A 16,705-nucleotide genomic window follows, 5' to 3' on the forward strand; every position below is an offset into this window, starting at 1 on the left:
GCTGCTTTTTTGAAGAGGTTGAAACACTCGTCCTGCAATTCATTCGCAATTTCAGCCATTTCAGGATCATCGGCACCTGCACGCATCAGGTTGAGCATATGCTGGGTGCTGGTCAGGTGCAGGGCTTCGTCACGGGCAATCAGTTTGATGATTTTGGCGTTGCCTTCCATCAATTCACGCTCGGCAAAGGCGAACGAACAAGCGAATGAAACGTAGAAGCGGATGGCTTCCAATACGTTGACGCACATCAGGCAGAGATAGAGTTTTTTCTTCAACTCGCGCAAAGACACGGTAACGATCTTGCCGCCGACATTGTGCGTGCCTTCACCCAACAGATTGTAATACTGAGTGTATTCAATCAAATCATCGTAATAGCAGGCAATGTCTTCAGCGCGGGCGATGATGTATTCGTTCTGCACGATGTCGTCGAACACGACCGACGGATCATTCACGATATTACGAATGATGTGAGTGTAGCTGCGCGAGTGGATGGTCTCGCTAAAGCTCCACGTTTCAATCCAAGTTTCCAACTCGGGAATCGACACCAAAGGCAGCAAGGCAACGTTCGGACTGCGGCCTTGGATGGAATCGAGCAGGGTTTGGTATTTCAGATTGCTGATGAAAATATGTTTTTCATGTTCGGGCAGGTTGGCATAGTCGATACGGTCGCGCGACACGTCGATTTCTTCCGGCCGCCAAAAGAAAGACAGTTGTTTTTCAATCAGTTTTTCAAATACTTCGTATTTCTGCTGGTCATAACGGGCAACATTTACCGGCTGACCGAAAAACATCGGCTCTTTAAGCGCATCGTTTTTGGTTTTGGAAAAGGTGCTGTATGACATGACTAGGTGTTCGCAGGACATGGTGTTTCTCTTTTTAAAAAATAATATTTAGTTTTCAGAGTGCCTTTTGATATTCAAAACAAGACCATCTAAAAATTATTCACAAACCTCAATCATAAGCCATTATTTAAATAACTTTCATTTTTTACTTTGCTCTTTTATTTCGGATATACATTTGTGAACGATTTTCTGACAACCTAGTTTCAAAAATATCAATTACACGCACTAAATCTCCCAACTTCGTATAACCATAATTTTTACTATCAAAAGATGATTGGTTATTGATAATCTTCCCAACATTACTTAATGATGCCCAACCGTCTTCATCACAACTATTGGCAATGGCTTCTCTTAATAAATTCATTAATGTAGTATCACATTTAAGTTCATTAGCAGCTCTCTTCCGAATTTCAGCTGGTTGAGCATTTGTCCCACTGCTTTTATCAAAACTTGCATCTAAAAATAAAAATTTGCTACATGCAGCAACCAACGACTTAGGTGTTTTATGTTCGCCAAAACCAATGACTTGTTTCCCTTCCATTTTTATTCTCATTGCTAACGGTGTGAAATCACAATCGGAAGAAACAATGCAAAAAACGTCTATTTTATCTTGAAATAATAAATCCATTACATCTATGGTCATCGCCATATCCGTTGCATTCTTACCCTTTGTATAATCAAACTGTTGAACAGGTGCTAGAGCATAATCCAATAAGACAGCTTCCCAACCTTTTAATTGTTCACTTTTCCAATTCCCATAAATTTTTCTTATCATTACTGAACCATAATTTGCAAGCTCATTAAGAATAAAATCAATTTTCCCAAAAGGTGCATTATCTGCATCTATAAAAAGAGCGACAATAGATTGTTCAGGTATATTCTTCAATTTGTTTTCCCCCTATGTTATTTATTATTTCAGACGACCTCGTGAGGTCGTCTGAAATTCCTCTTATCAAATCTTACAAGCCCCCCCAGCACAGCCGTCATCCTGAATATCGGTCTGCGTATCGTCCGCGCCGTCTCGGGTGTTGTGGTAGTACAGAGTTTTGACGCCGTATTTGTAGGCGGTCAGCAGATCTTTGAGCATTTGTTTCATGGAAACTTTGTTGCCTTCAAATTTACCCGGGTCGTAGGCGGTATTGGCGGAAATTGCCTGATCGACGAATTTTTGCATTACGCCGACGAGTTTCAGGTAGCCTTCGTTGCCTGGAAGCTGCCACAGGGTTTCGTAGGCGTCTTTCAGGGCTTCAAACTCCGGCACGACTTGTTTCAGGATGCCGTCTTTCGATGCTTTGACTGTTACCAAGCCGCGCGGCGGCTCGATGCCGTTGGTAGCATTGGCAATTTGCGAGCTGGTTTCAGACGGCATGAGTGCGGTCAGGGTGGAGTTGCGCAGGCCGTATTTGACGATGTCGGCGCGCAGGCTTTCCCAGTCGCACAACAGCGGTTCGCTGCACACGGCATCCAAGTCTTTTTTGTAGGTGTCGATGGGTAGTTTGCCTTGCGAATAAACGGTTTGGTTGAACAACGGACATGCACCGTATTCTTTGGCGAGGTTCACCGATGCTTTGAGCAGGTAATACTGCATGGCTTCAAAGGTGCGGTGGGTCAGGCCGAGCGCGGAATCGTCGCTGTAACGGACGCCGTTTTTCGCCAGATAGTAGGCGTAGTTGATGACGCCTATGCCGAGCGTGCGGCGGTTCATGGTCGCGGTACGGGCGGCTTCGACCGGATAGTCTTGATAATCCAGCAAAGCATCGAGTGCGCGCACGGTCAAATCGGCAAGCCCTTCCAGCTCATCCAAGCTGTTTAATGCGCCCAAGTTGAAGGCAGACAGGGTACACAGGGCGATTTCACCGTTCGGATCGTTGATGTTATCCAACGGTTTGGTCGGCAGGGCAATTTCCATGCACAGGTTGGACTGGTGAACGGGGGCGACGCGCGGGTCAAACGGGCTGTGCGTGTTGCAGTGGTCAACGTTTTGGATGTAGATGCGTCCCGTTCCGGCGCGTTCCTGCATCAGCGTGGAGAACAAATCGGTAGCCGACAAGGTGCGCTTGCGGATGTTCGGGTCTTGTTCGTATTTCGTGTAGAGACGCTCGAATTCGTCTTGGTCAGCAAAAAATGTGTCATACAGGCCGGGAACTTCGTTAGGCGAGAACAGCGTGATGTTGCCACCTTTAATCAGGCGGGTGTACAGCAGGCGGTTGATTTGCACGCCGTAATCAAGCTGGCGGATGCGGTTGTCTTCTACGCCGCGGTTGTTTTTCAACACCAACAGGCTTTCGGCTTCGATGTGCCACAAGGGGTAGAACAAAGTTGCCGCGCCGCCGCGTACGCCGCCCTGCGAGCAGGATTTGACCGCCGCTTGGAACATTTTGAAAAACGGAATGCAGCCGGTGTGTTGCGCTTCGCCGCCGCGGATTTCGCTGCCCAAACCACGGATGCGTCCGGCGTTGATGCCGATACCCGCACGTTGGGAAACGTATTTCACAATTGCGCTCGTGGTAGCGTTGATGGAGTCGAGGCTGTCGTCACACTCAATCAGTACGCAGCTTGAGAATTGACGGGTAGGCGTACGCACGCCGCTCATAATCGGGGTCGGCAGCGATACTTTAAACGTAGAAACGGCATCGTAAAAGCGTTTGACGTAATCCAAACGGGTCTCTTTCGGATATTTGCTGAAGAGACACATTGCCACCAAAATGTATAAAAACTGCGGCGTTTCATAAATTTGGCGGGTAACGCGGTTTTGAACCAGATATTTGCCTTCGAGCTGCTTCACGGCGGCATACGAGAAGGTCATGTCGCGGCTGTGGTCGATATAGGCATTCAGCTCGTCAAACTCTTCACGGCTGTAATCTTTGATGATGTGGCGGTCGTATTTGCCCGCATCGGTGAGTTTTTTAACGTGATCGAAGAGATGCGGCGGTTCGAACTCGCCGTAAGCGATTTTGCGCAGGTGGAAAATCGCCAGACGCGCGGCGAGATATTGATAGTCGGGCGTATCCTGCGAAATCAGGTCGGCAGCCGCCTTGATAATGGTTTCGTGGATGTCGTCGGTACGGATACCGTTGTAAAACTGAATATGTGATTTGAGCTCGACTTGCGATACGGAGACGTTTTGTAAGCCTTCCGCCGCCCAAGTAACAACGCGGTGGATTTTGTCTAAATTGATATCTTCCAAGCGTCCGTCGCGTTTGGTTACTTTAATATTCGTTGCTGCATTCATTATTCAGTCTTCCCATTAAAAAAACACAAGATACGGTATGTGATTGCTTTGAATGGCACAATATAATGTATTTTTCTTTGTTTAACTAGACTTGACAATGTGCTTTTTTCGGGGTGTGGATTAGGGGATGGGAGGCTTAAACTAGATTTTATGTGGCTTTGTGGCGATTTGGCATTATTTTGAGTTTGCATCACATTTGGCCAGACATTGGCTAGAGGCTTATGAAATAAAGAGATTTATATTCAGGTTTCGTCTAAATGGAAGGTGTGTTAAATTTTGCAAAGCAAGTAGTATGATGTAGTAATTAACCACATTTTTGTCATGTAAAAAATGGGCGTTTTGCCGGAGCCCTGGCGAAACATATAATGGAAAAACTATTTAGGAGGCGAATCATGTTAATGTTGAAAAATTTAGGTTCTGCACTGGCGGCGGTTGCCGTATTGAGCTTGGGTACTTATTCTGCCGAAGCGGCGGCCAAACCGCATGGCCATCATGTGAGCAAACACCAGCAGGTGAAGAAATACAAATTGCATCCTGCTTGCAAGAGATACCTTGAGCGCCGTGCCGCTTGGTATCGTTACAAAGGCAATAAGGCCGAGTTGAGGGAAAACCGAAAAGCGGCAAAAGCGTTCCGCAGTTTACCTTATGCCGAGCAAAAAATTCAATGCCAAGCTGCTTATCAGGCATTTGATGATTTTGATCACGGTAAATTCCGCCGCCGTTAATCATCTGATTTAAACAAAGGCCGTCTGAAACATTCAGACGGCCTTTGATATTTATTTCTCAACAATGATTTTGTTTTCGGCTTGAGGCTCGTATTGGGTGGATTCATCACCGTAATACAACACGCCCAGCTTGATGGGGATGCGGCCTTGCGATTTGCGGTGGGCATTGGAATCGCGCAGTGAGTAGGCGCAACCGCAGTATTCTTGTTGGTAGAAATGCTCGCGCTTGCTGATTTCAATCATGCGTGCGCTGCCGCCGCCTTTGCGCCAGTTAAAATCCCAATAAACCAAGTCATCGTACGGTTCGGCGGCGCGATGGCCGCAGCCGTTGATCTGTTTCATGTCTTTCCAGCGTGAAATGCCCAGTGAGCTGGTGAAGACATGGAAGCCATTTTCATGGGCGTATTGGGCCGCTTTTTCAAAACGCATGTCGAAACACATGGTGCAGCGGATACCGCGTTCGGGTTCGAATTCCATGCCTTTGGCTTTGGCGAACCATTCTTTACGGTCGTTTTCGTAGTCGTCGTCTTTATCGACAAAGGGGATGCCGAATTTGTCCGCAAAGCGCATATTTTCTTCTTTGCGCAACATATATTCTTTGTGCGGATGGATATTGGGGTTGTAAAAATAAATGGTGTAGTCGATACCGCTGGCAAGCATGGCTTCCATCACTTCGCCGGAACATGGGGCGCAGCAGGAATGCAGTAGGACTTTTTTATGGCCTCCCGGTGGAACGAGGACAGGGCGGTCAATATCGGTAACGATGGGAGTGTTTAATTCGGTCATGGTTGGATTCTATTTATTGTTAAGTGTTTCAGACGGCCTTGGGTATTGAGGCCGTCTGAAATATAAGATGAAGCAGATATTTTAACAGAGCTGCACTTTATGGAACAGTTTGCTACTGCTTTTTCTTTTCGTTCAATGGCTTGAACTCTTGCGCATCCGGAGGCGGGGCTGCGAAGATGGTATCTGGATTGGGGTGTGCCGCAAATTCTGTCAGCAGGTTGCGATAGTCCGGCGACTGCTTCATCAGTTCAGCGGCGGCGGTGCGCAGATTGTCCACGTCTTCCGGCGGTAGATAGAAACTGGTCGGAATATTCAATACCTTGTCCCTCAGCTGGGATGGCGGAAGGTCTTTGAGATTCAGGCTGACGAAAGAGAAATAGATGTCTTCGTTCTGCTTGTCTTTGTTCCATTGGTCGACAAAAGCCCTGAAGCGGCGCAAAGACTCTTGCGAATGTTGGTCGATCGGGATATTCACGATGGCGGAAACGACATCGCGGAAACCGGGTACGGCCGCGCTTTTATTCAAATCGCTGCTGACTTCGTTTTGGGCATTGACGTTGATGACGACAATATGGCGGATTTTGTTTTGTTTGATTTTATGCGTCAGGAGTTTTTCCGGATACATTTCCGTCATGTCCAAAAGGCTGCGCATACCCAGATTGTCGGTCAAGCCGCCGTCGATAAGGTGGATGTAGGGACGGTTTTTACTGTCGCTGTATTTTTGGAAACGCTCGAAAAATTCTTTTCGGGTTTGCAGCTGTTTTTTACTTGCTTCGCTGTCGGAAACAAGTTGCAGCGGCGGCGTGTATTGGCAATGGCCGCCGTTGTTATTGAGCGTAATCGGTGCAAACACCATAGGCACGGAGCTTGAAGCGGCGACGGCACGGGCAAGTCGCAAGTCGCCCAAGTCGATACACATCGTGTCGAAATATTCCTGCGTGAAATTGAAACGCTCGCCTATGCCCATATCGGTGGCGGAAATGATGGCAAACGGGCCTTTGGCATTTTTTTCCAAATCACGGAAAGTGGTTTTGCCAAAAAGGTAGTTTTCAAACTGCTCCTGCAACAGATCGCCGCGTCCGTATTCAGGCGAGGCCAGTCGGGGCAGATTGGACATGGAAAACGCTTGTTTGACGACTTGGCGTTGGAAGTTTTGATGTAGGAAACGTTTATAAAACAAGGGAATGGTTTCTTCGCCCTTGAGTGCAAAGTACGCCGCCAAAACGGAACCGCCGGATACGCCGACCACCACATCGACATTCGACATCAAAGACTGTTTTTTACCGCCGATGGTAATCTGTTGCTTATGAAGCTGCTCCAACACGCCATAACCCAAGGCTGCCGCGCGCGTACCGCCACCTGAGAACATCAACACAATAAGCGTATCGTCTTCGTCGTTGTGCTGAAGCCGGCTGGTCTCAAAACGATAGCCGCGTTGTAGGTCGACCGTATCAATACCGGCAACAGGCTGATATTTCACCAGCGAGCAGGCGGACAATAGGGCTGCGGAGAGCAGGGAAAGGGCGGATTTAAAAGGGAATTTCGGCATAAACATAGGAAAGTCGGTTGTTCATTCAAAACGGATTATAAAGGTTTTCAGACGGCCTTTATAGAAGGCGGACTTTCAGACGGCCTTTTTGCGTCGATTTTCCGTTATAATCGACACAATCTTTATCTTTCTAAACCCTTATGGCGCAACCAAACCGCATCAACCACGAACCTATCTTTCTGCTTGCTTCCGCCCCGTGGCGCGAGAGCAGCTTGTGGGTGGAGGCTTTCAGCCGCCGTTATGGGCGGGTGGCTTTGTTGGCCAGAAGCGCGCGTAAACGGCAGAGCGAATTGCGCGGCGTGTTGGTGCCGTTTGTACCGGTGAGCGCGTCTTGGTATGGCTCGCAAGAGTTGAAGACCCTGCATCGCGCCGAATGGATAGGCGGTTGGCCGCAGCCGCAGGGTAGGGCTTTGTTCAGCGGATTGTATGTGAACGAGTTGATGCTGAAGTTGACTGTCCGCGAAGACCCGTTGCCCGAGCTTTATGATGTTTTGGCGGAAACCATGAAAACCATCTGCTGCGAGGCCAACCATATTGCCGCTTTGCGCCGTTTTGAATGGTCGCTGCTGACACGCTTGGGCTTTGCCCCCGATTTGTTCCATGATGGCAATGGCAATGAAATCAATGGCGAAGAAACTTATTGGCTCACACCGGAAGAGGCTGTGGTGCCTTTGGCAGAGGCCGACCGTTTCCATACGCTCAATAAGGGCGTTGCCGTATTGGGCACGACTTTAATAGATTTGAGGGAAGGTAGTTTCGTTCATCAGGAAAGTCTGGGGCAGGCTTTGAAAGTAACGCGGCTTTTGATTGACAACCTTCTACCCGAGGGCATCAAATCAAGACAGGTTTTGCAGCAGTTGCAGCAGTTTGGTTTGGGCAGTTGAATTTTTTCAGACGGCCTTTGATAGGTAATGACTCAGGCCGTCTGAAACCTTAAAGAAAGGACATTATTATGTTATTAGGCGTAAACATCGACCATATTGCCACCGTCCGCAATGTGCGCGGTACGATTTATCCCAGCCCTGTCGAAGCGGCACTGATTGCGGAAACCCACGGCGCAGATTTGATTACCATGCACTTGCGTGAAGACCGCCGCCATATTAAAGATGCGGATGTGTTCGCCGTTAAAAACGCCATCCGCACGCGCCTGAATTTGGAAATGGCGCTGACGGAAGAAATGCTGGAAAACGCGCTCAACGTCATGCCTGAAGATGTGTGCCTCGTGCCTGAAAAACGTCAGGAAGTGACCACTGAAGGCGGTTTGGACGTATTGGCGCAACAGGATAAAGTGGCAGAGTTTACTAAAATCCTGACCGACGCAGGCATCCGCGTGTCCTTGTTTATCGATGCCGACAACGCGCAAATCCAAGCCGCTTATGATGTCGGTGCGCCCGTTATCGAGTTGCACACCGGTGCATATGCCGATGCGCACAGCCATGCCGAGCAAATGAAACAATTCGAGCGGATTCAAAACGGCGCGCATTACGCCAGCGATTTGGGTTTGGTCGTCAACGCCGGACACGGCCTGACCATTCACAACGTTACGCCGATCGCTCAAATTCTCGCCATCCGCGAACTGAACATCGGCCATTCGCTGATTTCCCAAGCACTCTTCCTCGGCCTGCCTGAAGCTGTCCGCCAAATGAAGGAAGTCATGTTCAGAGCCAGAATGCTGCCTTAACGGCATCAGCCATACCGGCTAAGGCAATTGGCTTTGGCCGGTATCCACACTTTCAGACGGCCTGACTATTTAAACAAGGAGCAGACCCATGATTTACGGAATTGGTACAGACATTGTTTCCCTCAAACGCATTATCCGCCTGAACAAAAAATTCGGACTGGCATTTGCGCAACGCATTCTCAGCCCGGAAGAGCTGTTGGAGTTTCCACAGGCAGGCAAACCGGTCAACTATCTTGCCAAACGCTTTGCTGCCAAAGAGGCTTTTGCCAAAGCCGTCGGTACAGGCATACGCGGCGTGGTGTCTTTCCGCAATATCGGTGTCGGACATGACGCATTGGGCAAACCTGAATTATTTTTTGCACCGGCTTTGACTAAATGGCTGGAAGAACAGGGTATCCGAAGCTGCCATCTCAGTATGAGCGATGAAGAGGATACCGTCATGGCTTTTGTCATTGCGGAAAAATAAGGCTGGATTTAAGTAGTTTGAAATAGAAAATCCTTTTCAGACGGCCTGAAGGGTTAGGTATTTGTTGAAGGTCGGGCGTATAGGCCCGACATCGTTTTTGTACGTATAAATTGGCAGGTGTCACTGCCTACCGCATATAAGAATAATCTCATGATGACTGAAGACACACGTCCATTGGTGCAGGTGGTTGCCGGAATTTTGCTCGACCAAAACGGCCGCTACCTGCTCAGTTCCCGCCCTGAGGGCAAACCGTATGCCGGTTATTGGGAATTTGCCGGAGGCAAGGTTGAGGTAGGCGAAAGCGATTTTCAAGCCTTGCAACGCGAGTTTGAAGAAGAACTCGGCATCCGTATCCTTGTCGCTACGCCGTGGCTGACCAAAGTCCATTCCTACGAACACGCACATGTACGCCTGCATTTTTTATGGGTAGAAGCCGACCAATGGACAGGCGAAATCCAATCGAGGGAAGGGCAGAAATGGGCATGGCAAAAGGCAGGGGATTTTACCGTTGCGCCGATGTTGCCTGCCAATAGCGCATTGTTACGCTCCCTATCTATTCCGCGCCAGCTTCAAGGCCGTCTGAAAAGCGGCTTGAGCGGTCAAAACAGCATGGGCGAATATTATGTTGCGCCGTATCTGTCGGCTCAGCATCAAACCGCCTCTGCCGTATTGCTGGATTTTGCCGATTGGCAACAAGGCAAGCCGATAGAAGCGTCCAGCGTGTGGCCAGTCATTGAAAACGCCGAACAATGGTTGCAGGCACAAAATGCTGATGCTGTCGTTTGGAAAGTGGCGAATGAAGCGGCAGCCAAGCAAGTTGTCGATATTTTGGCGCAAGGCGTAGCTATACCGCTGATTGTGGCAGCTCCGGAAAGTATGGTTTCCATTTATCACGACCAGTGGCAGAGCATGGGTGCGCATGCCGTTTTGACCGATAATGACATTGAGGCCGTCTGAAATGAGTAAAAATCAAAAACTACTGATTGCCGCTGTTTTACTGATTGTGTTTGCGGCGGCCAAACTGCTGCTCCTGGATTGGTGGCAACGGCAACAGTCAAAAGCGAATGTAGTCGAATGTAGTCTGACACAAGGCTGCGTCCTGCCTGACGGTTCAAAAGTACGAGCGACCTCCATCAATACACACGAGCCTTTTGATATTGTGGTTGAGAATGTGCCGAAGAATACGGGCGCGGTCAGTATCAGTTTCAGTATGAAAAACATGGACATGGGCTTCAATCGTTACAACCTGACGCAACAATCGCCGCAAAGTTGGCAGGCTGCGCAAATCCGCTTGCCGTTTTGCGTCGAAGGCCGCCATGATTACACTGCCGACATTACCATTGGCAAACAGACTTTTCAGACGGCATTTAGTGCAGAGTAGTCATCATGCAAAGGCCGTCTGAAAATTTAAAGGCAAAAATTTTAATTTTTTCAGACGGCGTATTTAAAAGTTCCTTATAAATGAATCAATTATAAATTATTTTTAGATGGATTGTTTACAATCATTCTGACTATCAGTCAAAAGTACAAAACGGACAGAAGCTAGGCCACATAAGGATTTGATGTGGTACAACCTGTCCGTTTTTTACATTTGTTGCAAAAAAATCGTTTATTAATAACTGAATTTTTTATAATTTTTTTGAAAAAAGTGTTTGACAAGACCGGTTTTATTTTTTAAATTTGTTTCCATAAATAAAAACTACATCGCACTACAAAGGAACATCATCATGAATCTGTATCAAACCACTCTCTCTTGTTATAGATTTTCTCCCATCTCTGCCGCTCCCGTCGCCGCCAGCTTATTGGCAGTCCCGACGGTCTGAAGGCTCTCAACCCGAATCCAGTTTCCGCATTCCTACAAACTTTTCGGGTTTTAATATATCTGTATCCCCAACAGCATTCATATACTGATTAATAAAAATTAAAAAACGTACGCCTCCGCTTCAGCCTTATTGTATTTATTGGTTTTGATAACTATTTGTATTTATTGATTTTAAATTTTTGGATGGTTGATGATCGACATTTTACAGGCCGTCTGAAAACAGTTTTTTAGAACGATTGTTTCTTTTTAAACGGTTCGTTTCAAGTTGTGAAAAAACCGAGCTGTCCGATTAATACTGATAAAAAGTCTATAAAGGAGAAATATGATGAGTCAACACTCTGCTGGAGCACGTTTCCGCCAAGCTGTGAAAGAATCGAATCCTCTTGCCGTGGTCGGTTGCGTCAATGCTTACTTTGCACGATTGGCCACTCAAAGCGGTTTCAAAGCAATCTATCTGTCTGGCGGCGGCGTAGCAGCCTGCTCTTGCGGTATCCCTGATTTGGGCATTACCACAATGGAAGATGTGCTGATTGACGCGCGACGCATTACGGACAACGTAGATACGCCTTTGCTGGTGGACATTGATGTAGGTTGGGGCGGTGCTTTCAATATTGCCCGTACCATTCGCAACTTTGAACGCGCTGATGTTGCAGCGGTTCACATCGAAGATCAGGTAGCGCAAAAACGCTGCGGCCACCGTCCGAACAAAGCCATCGTTTCTAAAGATGAAATGGTCGACCGTATCAAAGCTGCCGTAGATGCCCGCGTTGATGAGAACTTTGTGATTATGGCGCGTACCGATGCGTTGGCGGTAGAAGGTTTGGATGCCGCTATCGAACGCGCCCAGGCTTGTGTCGAAGCCGGTGCGGACATGATTTTCCCTGAAGCCATGACCGATTTGAAAATGTACCGCCAATTTGCAGATGCCGTAAAAGTGCCTGTATTGGCCAACATTACCGAGTTCGGCTCTACACCACTTTATACCCAAAGCGAGCTGGCTGAAAACGGCGTGTCGCTGGTGCTGTATCCGCTGTCATCGTTCCGCGCAGCAAGCAAAGCCGCTCTGAATGTTTATGAAGCGATTATGCGCGATGGCACTCAAGCCGCAGTGGTTGACACTATGCAAACTCGTGCCGAGCTGTACGAGCATCTGAACTATCATGCCTTCGAGCAAAAACTAGATAAATTGTTTCAAAAATAAGTAACCGCTTTCAGACGGCCTTTCAACAAATCCGCATCGGTCGTCTGAAAAAATAAAACCCATAAAATACAAAGGAGAAATACCATGACTGAAACTACTCAAACCCCGACTTTCAAACCTAAAAAATCCGTTGCGCTTTCTGGTGTTGCGGCCGGCAATACTGAATTGTGTACCGTTGGCCGTACCGGCAACGATTTGAGCTATCGCGGTTACGACATTCTGGACTTGGCACAAAAATGCGAGTTTGAAGAAGTCGCCTACCTGCTGATTCACGGCCATCTGCCCAACAAATTTGAGCTGGCCGCTTATAAAACCAAGCTCAAATCCATGCGCGGCCTGCCTATCCGTGTAATCAAAGTTTTGGAAAGTCTGCCTGCACATACCCATCCGATGGACGTGATGCGTACCGGCGTATCCATGCTGGGCTGCGTTCATCCTGAACGTGAAAGCCATCCGGAAAGCGAAGCGCGTGACATCGCCGACAAACTGATCGCCAGCCTCGGCAGCATCCTGCTGTACTGGTATCAATATTCGCACAACGGCAAACGCATTGAAGTTGAAAGCGACGAAGAGACCATCGGCGGTCATTTCCTGCACCTGTTGCACGGCAAACGCCCAAGCGAATCACACATCAAAGCCATGCACGTTTCACTGATTCTGTATGCAGAACACGAGTTCAACGCTTCTACCTTTACCGCCCGCGTGATTGCCGGTACAGGCTCTGATATGTACTCCTGCATTACCGGTGCAATCGGTGCGTTGAAAGGTCCGAAACACGGCGGTGCGAACGAAGTGGCTTACGATATTCAAAAACGCTACCGCAATGCCGACGAAGCCGAAGCCGACATCCGCGAACGCATCGGCCGCAAAGAAATCGTGATCGGTTTCGGTCATCCGGTGTACACCATTTCCGACCCTCGCAACGTTGTCATTAAAGAAGTGGCACGCGGTTTGAGCAAAGAAACCGGCGATATGCGCCTCTTTGACATTGCCGAACGCTTGGAAAGCGTGATGTGGGAAGAGAAAAAAATGTTCCCGAATCTGGACTGGTTCTCTGCCGTTTCCTACCAAAAATTGGGCGTACCGACCGCTATGTTCACACCGTTGTTCGTGATTTCCCGTACAACCGGTTGGAGCGCACACGTTCTCGAGCAACGCAAAGACGGCAAAATCATCCGTCCGAGCGCAAACTACACAGGCCCTGAAGATTTGGCATTCGTGGAGATTGAAAACCGCTAATATGCGTAACAGCAGGGTGGGCCGCCTGCCCGCCCCATCTCGAAATGCCGTTTGAAAACAATGAATAAATGATGTTTTCGTTTTTCGACGGCCTAGTGCAGTATGCGAGAGAGAGAGCCGGCCGTTTGGAAAACATGCTGCTCTGCTGTCGTCATTCCCATACAGGCAGAAATTCAAAAGGTGAAATGTTCTGCTGTAAAGAGTACTGAAAGATTTAAGTTTGGATTTCCGTCCATACGGGAATGATGGTAGCGGAGCAGCAATTTTTTTTCATACCGCGAATAGATTTCAGACAACAAGCAATAAAACAGAATTTATGGTTTCAGACGGCCTGAAGGTCCGAATCAACAGGCCGTCTGAAACCTCAAACCAAAAAAATAATAGATTTAGGAGAACCGACATGACTGCCAACCAACGCTACCGCAAAGCTTTGCCCGGTACGGATTTGGAATATTATGACGCGCGTCAGGCGTGTGAAGACATCAAACCAGGCTCTTACGACAAGTTGCCTTACACAAGCCGTATCTTGGCTGAGAACTTGGTCAACCGTGCAGACAAAGTCGACCTGCCTACGCTGCAAAGCTGGCTGGGCCAGCTGATTGAGGGAAAACAGGAAATCGACTTCCCTTGGTATCCGGCACGCGTGGTGTGCCACGATATTCTGGGTCAGACAGCGTTGGTAGATTTGGCAGGCCTGCGCGATGCGATTGCAGAAAAAGGCGGCGATCCTTCCAAAGTCAATCCTGTGGTGCAAACCCAGCTCATCGTCGACCACTCTCTGGCCGTTGAATGCGGTGGTTACGATCCTGATGCCTTCCGCAAAAACCGCGAAATCGAAGACAGACGCAACGAAGACCGTTTCCACTTCATCAACTGGACAAAAACCGCATTTGAAAATGTGGACGTGATTCCGGCGGGCAACGGCATCATGCACCAAATCAATCTGGAAAAAATGTCGCCCGTCGTCCAAGTCAAAAACGGCGTGGCGTTTTCCGATACCTGCGTCGGGACGGACTCGCATACGCCGCATGTTGACGCACTGGGCGTGATTTCCGTGGGCGTGGGTGGTTTGGAAGCGGAAACCGTGATGCTGGGGCGCGCGTCCATGATGCGTCTGCCCGATATTGTCGGCGTGGAGCTGACGGGCAAACGCCAGCCGGGCATTACCGCGACGGATATTGTGTTGGCGCTGACCGAGTTTCTGCGCAAAGAACGCGTGGTCGGGGCGTTTGTCGAATTTTTCGGCGAGGGCGCAAGAAGCCTGTCCATCGGCGACCGCGCGACCATTTCCAACATGACGCCGGAGTTCGGCGCGACTGCCGCTATGTTCGCCATCGACGAGCAAACCATTGGTTATTTGAAACTGACCGGACGCGACGACGCGCAGGTGAAATTGGTGGAAACCTACGCCAAAACCGCCGGACTGTGGGCGGACGACCTGAAAACCGCCGTTTATCCGCGCTTGTTGAAATTTGATTTGAGCAGCGTAACGCGCAATATGGCAGGCCCGAGCAACCCGCACGCGCGTTTTGCCACCGTCGATTTGGCAGCGAAAGGGCTGGCGAAGCCCTACGAAGAGCCTTCAGACGGCCTCATGCCCGACGGCGCGGTCATCATCGCCGCGATTACCAGTTGCACCAACACTTCCAACCCGCGCAACGTCGTTGCCGCCGCACTCTTGGCGCGCAATGCCAACCGCTTCGGGCTGAAACGCAAACCGTGGGTTAAAACCTCGTTCGCCCCCGGCTCGAAAGTGGCGGAAATCTATTTGAAAGAAGCGGGGCTGTTGCCCGAAATGGAAAAACTCGGCTTCGGCATCGTCGCCTTCGCCTGCACCACCTGCAACGGCATGAGCGGCGCGCTCGACCCGAAAATCCAGCAGGAAATCATAGACCGCGATTTGTACGCCACTGCCGTACTGTCGGGCAACCGCAACTTCGACGGCCGCATCCACCCGTATGCGAAACAGGCTTTCCTCGCTTCGCCCCCGCTGGTGGTGGCCTACGCCGTCGCGGGCAGCATCCGTTTCGATATTGAAAACGACGTACTCGGCGTTTCAGACGACGGCAAGGAAATCCGCCTGAAAGACATCTGGCCGACCGACGAAGAAATCGATGCCGTCGTTGCCAAATATGTGAAACCGCAGCAGTTCCGCGACGTGTATGTACCGATGTTCGACACCGGCAAAGCGCAAAAAGCCCCAAGTCCGCTGTACGACTGGCGTCCGATGTCCACCTACATCCGCCGTCCGCCCTATTGGGAAGGTGCGCTGGCGGGCGAACGCAGCCTGACGGGAATGCGCCCCTTGGCGATTCTGCCCGACAACATCACCACCGACCACATTTCGCCGTCCAACGCGATTCTGGCGGCGAGTGCGGCAGGCGAATATCTGGCGAAAATGGGTTTGCCCGAAGAAGACTTCAACTCTTACGCAACCCACCGCGGCGACCACTTGACCGCCCAACGCGCAACCTTCGCCAATCCGAAACTGTTTAACGAAATGGTGAGAAACGAAGACGGCAGCGTACGCCAAGGTTCGCTGGCACGCGTTGAACCTGAAGGTCAAGTGATGCGTATGTGGGAAGCCATCGAAACCTATATGAACCGCAAACAGCCGCTCATCATTATTGCCGGTGCAGACTACGGTCAAGGCTCAAGCCGCGACTGGGCTGCAAAAGGCGTACGCCTCGCCGGCGTGGAAGCGATTGTTGCCGAAGGCTTCGAGCGTATCCACCGCACCAACTTGATCGGTATGGGCGTGTTGCCGCTGCAGTTCAAACCGGGTACCAACCGCCACACCCTGCAACTGGACGGTACGGAAACCTACGACGTTGTCGGCGAACGCACACCGCGCTGCGACCTGACCCTCGTGATTCACCGTAAAACCGGCGAAACTGTCGAAGTTCCGGTTACCTGCCGCCTCGATACTGCAGAAGAAGTATTGGTATATGAAGCCGGTGGCGTGTTGCAACGTTTCGCACAAGACTTTTTAGAAGGAAATGCAGCGTAAGGTAAATCGGGTATCGTCAAAATGCCCGGGCTACGCTCAAAAAGGTTTTCAGACGGCCTCGAATGTTTGAGGGGTCGTCTGAAAAAACCATACTAGAAATACAAAGGAGAACTCGAAATGCCGCAAATTAAAATTCCAGCCGTTTACTACCG

At 49.5% G+C, this 16,705-nt stretch carries 14 protein-coding genes; 9 read left to right on the forward strand and 5 right to left on the reverse strand.

Annotated features, from left to right (window positions below):
- The 3 genes from nrdB to nrdA form a co-directional block, all read right to left on the reverse strand.
- The coding region (gene nrdB / locus ACTHSP_RS10575) for a class Ia ribonucleoside-diphosphate reductase subunit beta (protein ID WP_440346078.1) at positions 1 to 842 on the reverse strand (842 nt) is incomplete at its 3' end.
- A gap of 145 nt (positions 843 to 987) precedes the next feature.
- A complete protein-coding gene (locus tag ACTHSP_RS10580; protein ID WP_070747802.1) occupies positions 988 to 1,728 on the reverse strand; it encodes an NYN domain-containing protein in 741 nt (246 codons plus the stop codon).
- Between the two features lie 66 nt (positions 1,729 to 1,794).
- Positions 1,795 to 4,074 (reverse strand): class 1a ribonucleoside-diphosphate reductase subunit alpha, encoded by a 2,280-nt coding sequence (gene nrdA, locus ACTHSP_RS10585; protein ID WP_440346072.1) that lies wholly within the window; start codon positions 4,072 to 4,074, stop codon positions 1,795 to 1,797.
- Between the two features lie 392 nt (positions 4,075 to 4,466).
- Between nrdA and ACTHSP_RS10590 the strand changes: the two genes are divergently transcribed.
- Positions 4,467 to 4,799 carry a hypothetical protein gene (locus tag ACTHSP_RS10590; protein WP_049351041.1) on the forward strand — a complete coding sequence of 111 codons (333 nt, stop codon included), beginning with the start codon at positions 4,467 to 4,469 and terminating at the stop codon, positions 4,797 to 4,799.
- 51 nt (positions 4,800 to 4,850) lie between these two features.
- Here the strand turns inward: ACTHSP_RS10590 and ACTHSP_RS10595 are convergent, their stop codons facing one another.
- Together ACTHSP_RS10595 and ACTHSP_RS10600 are read right to left on the reverse strand one after the other, a co-directional pair.
- Complete coding sequence (locus tag ACTHSP_RS10595; protein WP_049351040.1) at positions 4,851 to 5,585, reverse strand: epoxyqueuosine reductase QueH; 735 nt, start codon at positions 5,583 to 5,585, stop codon at positions 4,851 to 4,853.
- 112 nt (positions 5,586 to 5,697) lie between these two features.
- Positions 5,698 to 7,134: a patatin-like phospholipase family protein gene (locus tag ACTHSP_RS10600; RefSeq protein WP_440346073.1), complete on the reverse strand. Its 1,437-nt coding sequence runs from the start codon at positions 7,132 to 7,134 to the stop codon at positions 5,698 to 5,700.
- A 140-nt stretch (positions 7,135 to 7,274) separates the two neighbouring features.
- Between ACTHSP_RS10600 and recO the strand changes: the two genes are divergently transcribed.
- The 8 genes from recO (at position 7,275) to acnD (ending at position 16,553) form a co-directional block, all read left to right on the forward strand.
- Complete coding sequence (gene recO / locus ACTHSP_RS10605; protein WP_440346074.1) at positions 7,275 to 8,018, forward strand: DNA repair protein RecO; 744 nt, start codon at positions 7,275 to 7,277, stop codon at positions 8,016 to 8,018.
- Positions 8,019 to 8,086: 68 nt separating this feature from the next.
- Positions 8,087 to 8,815: a pyridoxine 5'-phosphate synthase gene (gene pdxJ / locus ACTHSP_RS10610; protein ID WP_049351038.1), complete on the forward strand. Its 729-nt coding sequence runs from the start codon at positions 8,087 to 8,089 to the stop codon at positions 8,813 to 8,815.
- A gap of 88 nt (positions 8,816 to 8,903) precedes the next feature.
- Complete coding sequence (gene acpS, locus ACTHSP_RS10615) at positions 8,904 to 9,281, forward strand: holo-ACP synthase (RefSeq protein WP_003686416.1); 378 nt, start codon at positions 8,904 to 8,906, stop codon at positions 9,279 to 9,281.
- Positions 9,282 to 9,434: 153 nt separating this feature from the next.
- Positions 9,435 to 10,238 carry an NUDIX domain-containing protein gene (locus ACTHSP_RS10620; RefSeq protein ID WP_440346079.1) on the forward strand — a complete coding sequence of 268 codons (804 nt, stop codon included), beginning with the start codon at positions 9,435 to 9,437 and terminating at the stop codon, positions 10,236 to 10,238.
- A 1-nt stretch (position 10,239) separates the two neighbouring features.
- Entirely contained in the window at positions 10,240 to 10,662 is a 423-nt protein-coding gene (locus tag ACTHSP_RS10625) for a hypothetical protein (protein WP_440346075.1), read from the forward strand.
- A 766-nt stretch (positions 10,663 to 11,428) separates the two neighbouring features.
- Entirely contained in the window at positions 11,429 to 12,304 is an 876-nt protein-coding gene (gene prpB, locus ACTHSP_RS10630; RefSeq protein ID WP_440346080.1) for a methylisocitrate lyase, read from the forward strand.
- A gap of 84 nt (positions 12,305 to 12,388) precedes the next feature.
- Positions 12,389 to 13,543, forward strand: coding sequence for a bifunctional 2-methylcitrate synthase/citrate synthase (gene prpC / locus ACTHSP_RS10635; RefSeq protein WP_440346076.1), 1,155 nt, complete (start codon positions 12,389 to 12,391; stop codon positions 13,541 to 13,543).
- Positions 13,544 to 13,943: 400 nt separating this feature from the next.
- Complete coding sequence (acnD, locus tag ACTHSP_RS10640) at positions 13,944 to 16,553, forward strand: Fe/S-dependent 2-methylisocitrate dehydratase AcnD (RefSeq protein ID WP_440346077.1); 2,610 nt, start codon at positions 13,944 to 13,946, stop codon at positions 16,551 to 16,553.
- Positions 16,554 to 16,705 lie beyond the last annotated feature (152 nt).

This window comes from Neisseria sp. P0001.S005, from assembly GCF_051963715.1.

Bases quoted from the DNA above. Each gene is read 5' to 3' on its own strand.
- nrdA (WP_440346072.1), bottom strand. From the start codon at position 4,074: ATGAATGCAGCAACGAATATTAAAGTAACCAAACGCGACGGACGCTTG.
- ACTHSP_RS10590 (WP_049351041.1), top strand. From the start codon at position 4,467: ATGTTAATGTTGAAAAATTTAGGTTCTGCACTGGCGGCGGTTGCCGTA.
- ACTHSP_RS10595 (WP_049351040.1), bottom strand. From the start codon at position 5,585: ATGACCGAATTAAACACTCCCATCGTTACCGATATTGACCGCCCTGTC.
- ACTHSP_RS10600 (WP_440346073.1), bottom strand. From the start codon at position 7,134: ATGCCGAAATTCCCTTTTAAATCCGCCCTTTCCCTGCTCTCCGCAGCC.
- recO (WP_440346074.1), top strand. From the start codon at position 7,275: ATGGCGCAACCAAACCGCATCAACCACGAACCTATCTTTCTGCTTGCT.
- pdxJ (WP_049351038.1), top strand. From the start codon at position 8,087: ATGTTATTAGGCGTAAACATCGACCATATTGCCACCGTCCGCAATGTG.
- acpS (WP_003686416.1), top strand. From the start codon at position 8,904: ATGATTTACGGAATTGGTACAGACATTGTTTCCCTCAAACGCATTATC.
- ACTHSP_RS10620 (WP_440346079.1), top strand. From the start codon at position 9,435: ATGACTGAAGACACACGTCCATTGGTGCAGGTGGTTGCCGGAATTTTG.
- ACTHSP_RS10625 (WP_440346075.1), top strand. From the start codon at position 10,240: ATGAGTAAAAATCAAAAACTACTGATTGCCGCTGTTTTACTGATTGTG.
- prpB (WP_440346080.1), top strand. From the start codon at position 11,429: ATGAGTCAACACTCTGCTGGAGCACGTTTCCGCCAAGCTGTGAAAGAA.
- prpC (WP_440346076.1), top strand. From the start codon at position 12,389: ATGACTGAAACTACTCAAACCCCGACTTTCAAACCTAAAAAATCCGTT.
- acnD (WP_440346077.1), top strand. From the start codon at position 13,944: ATGACTGCCAACCAACGCTACCGCAAAGCTTTGCCCGGTACGGATTTG.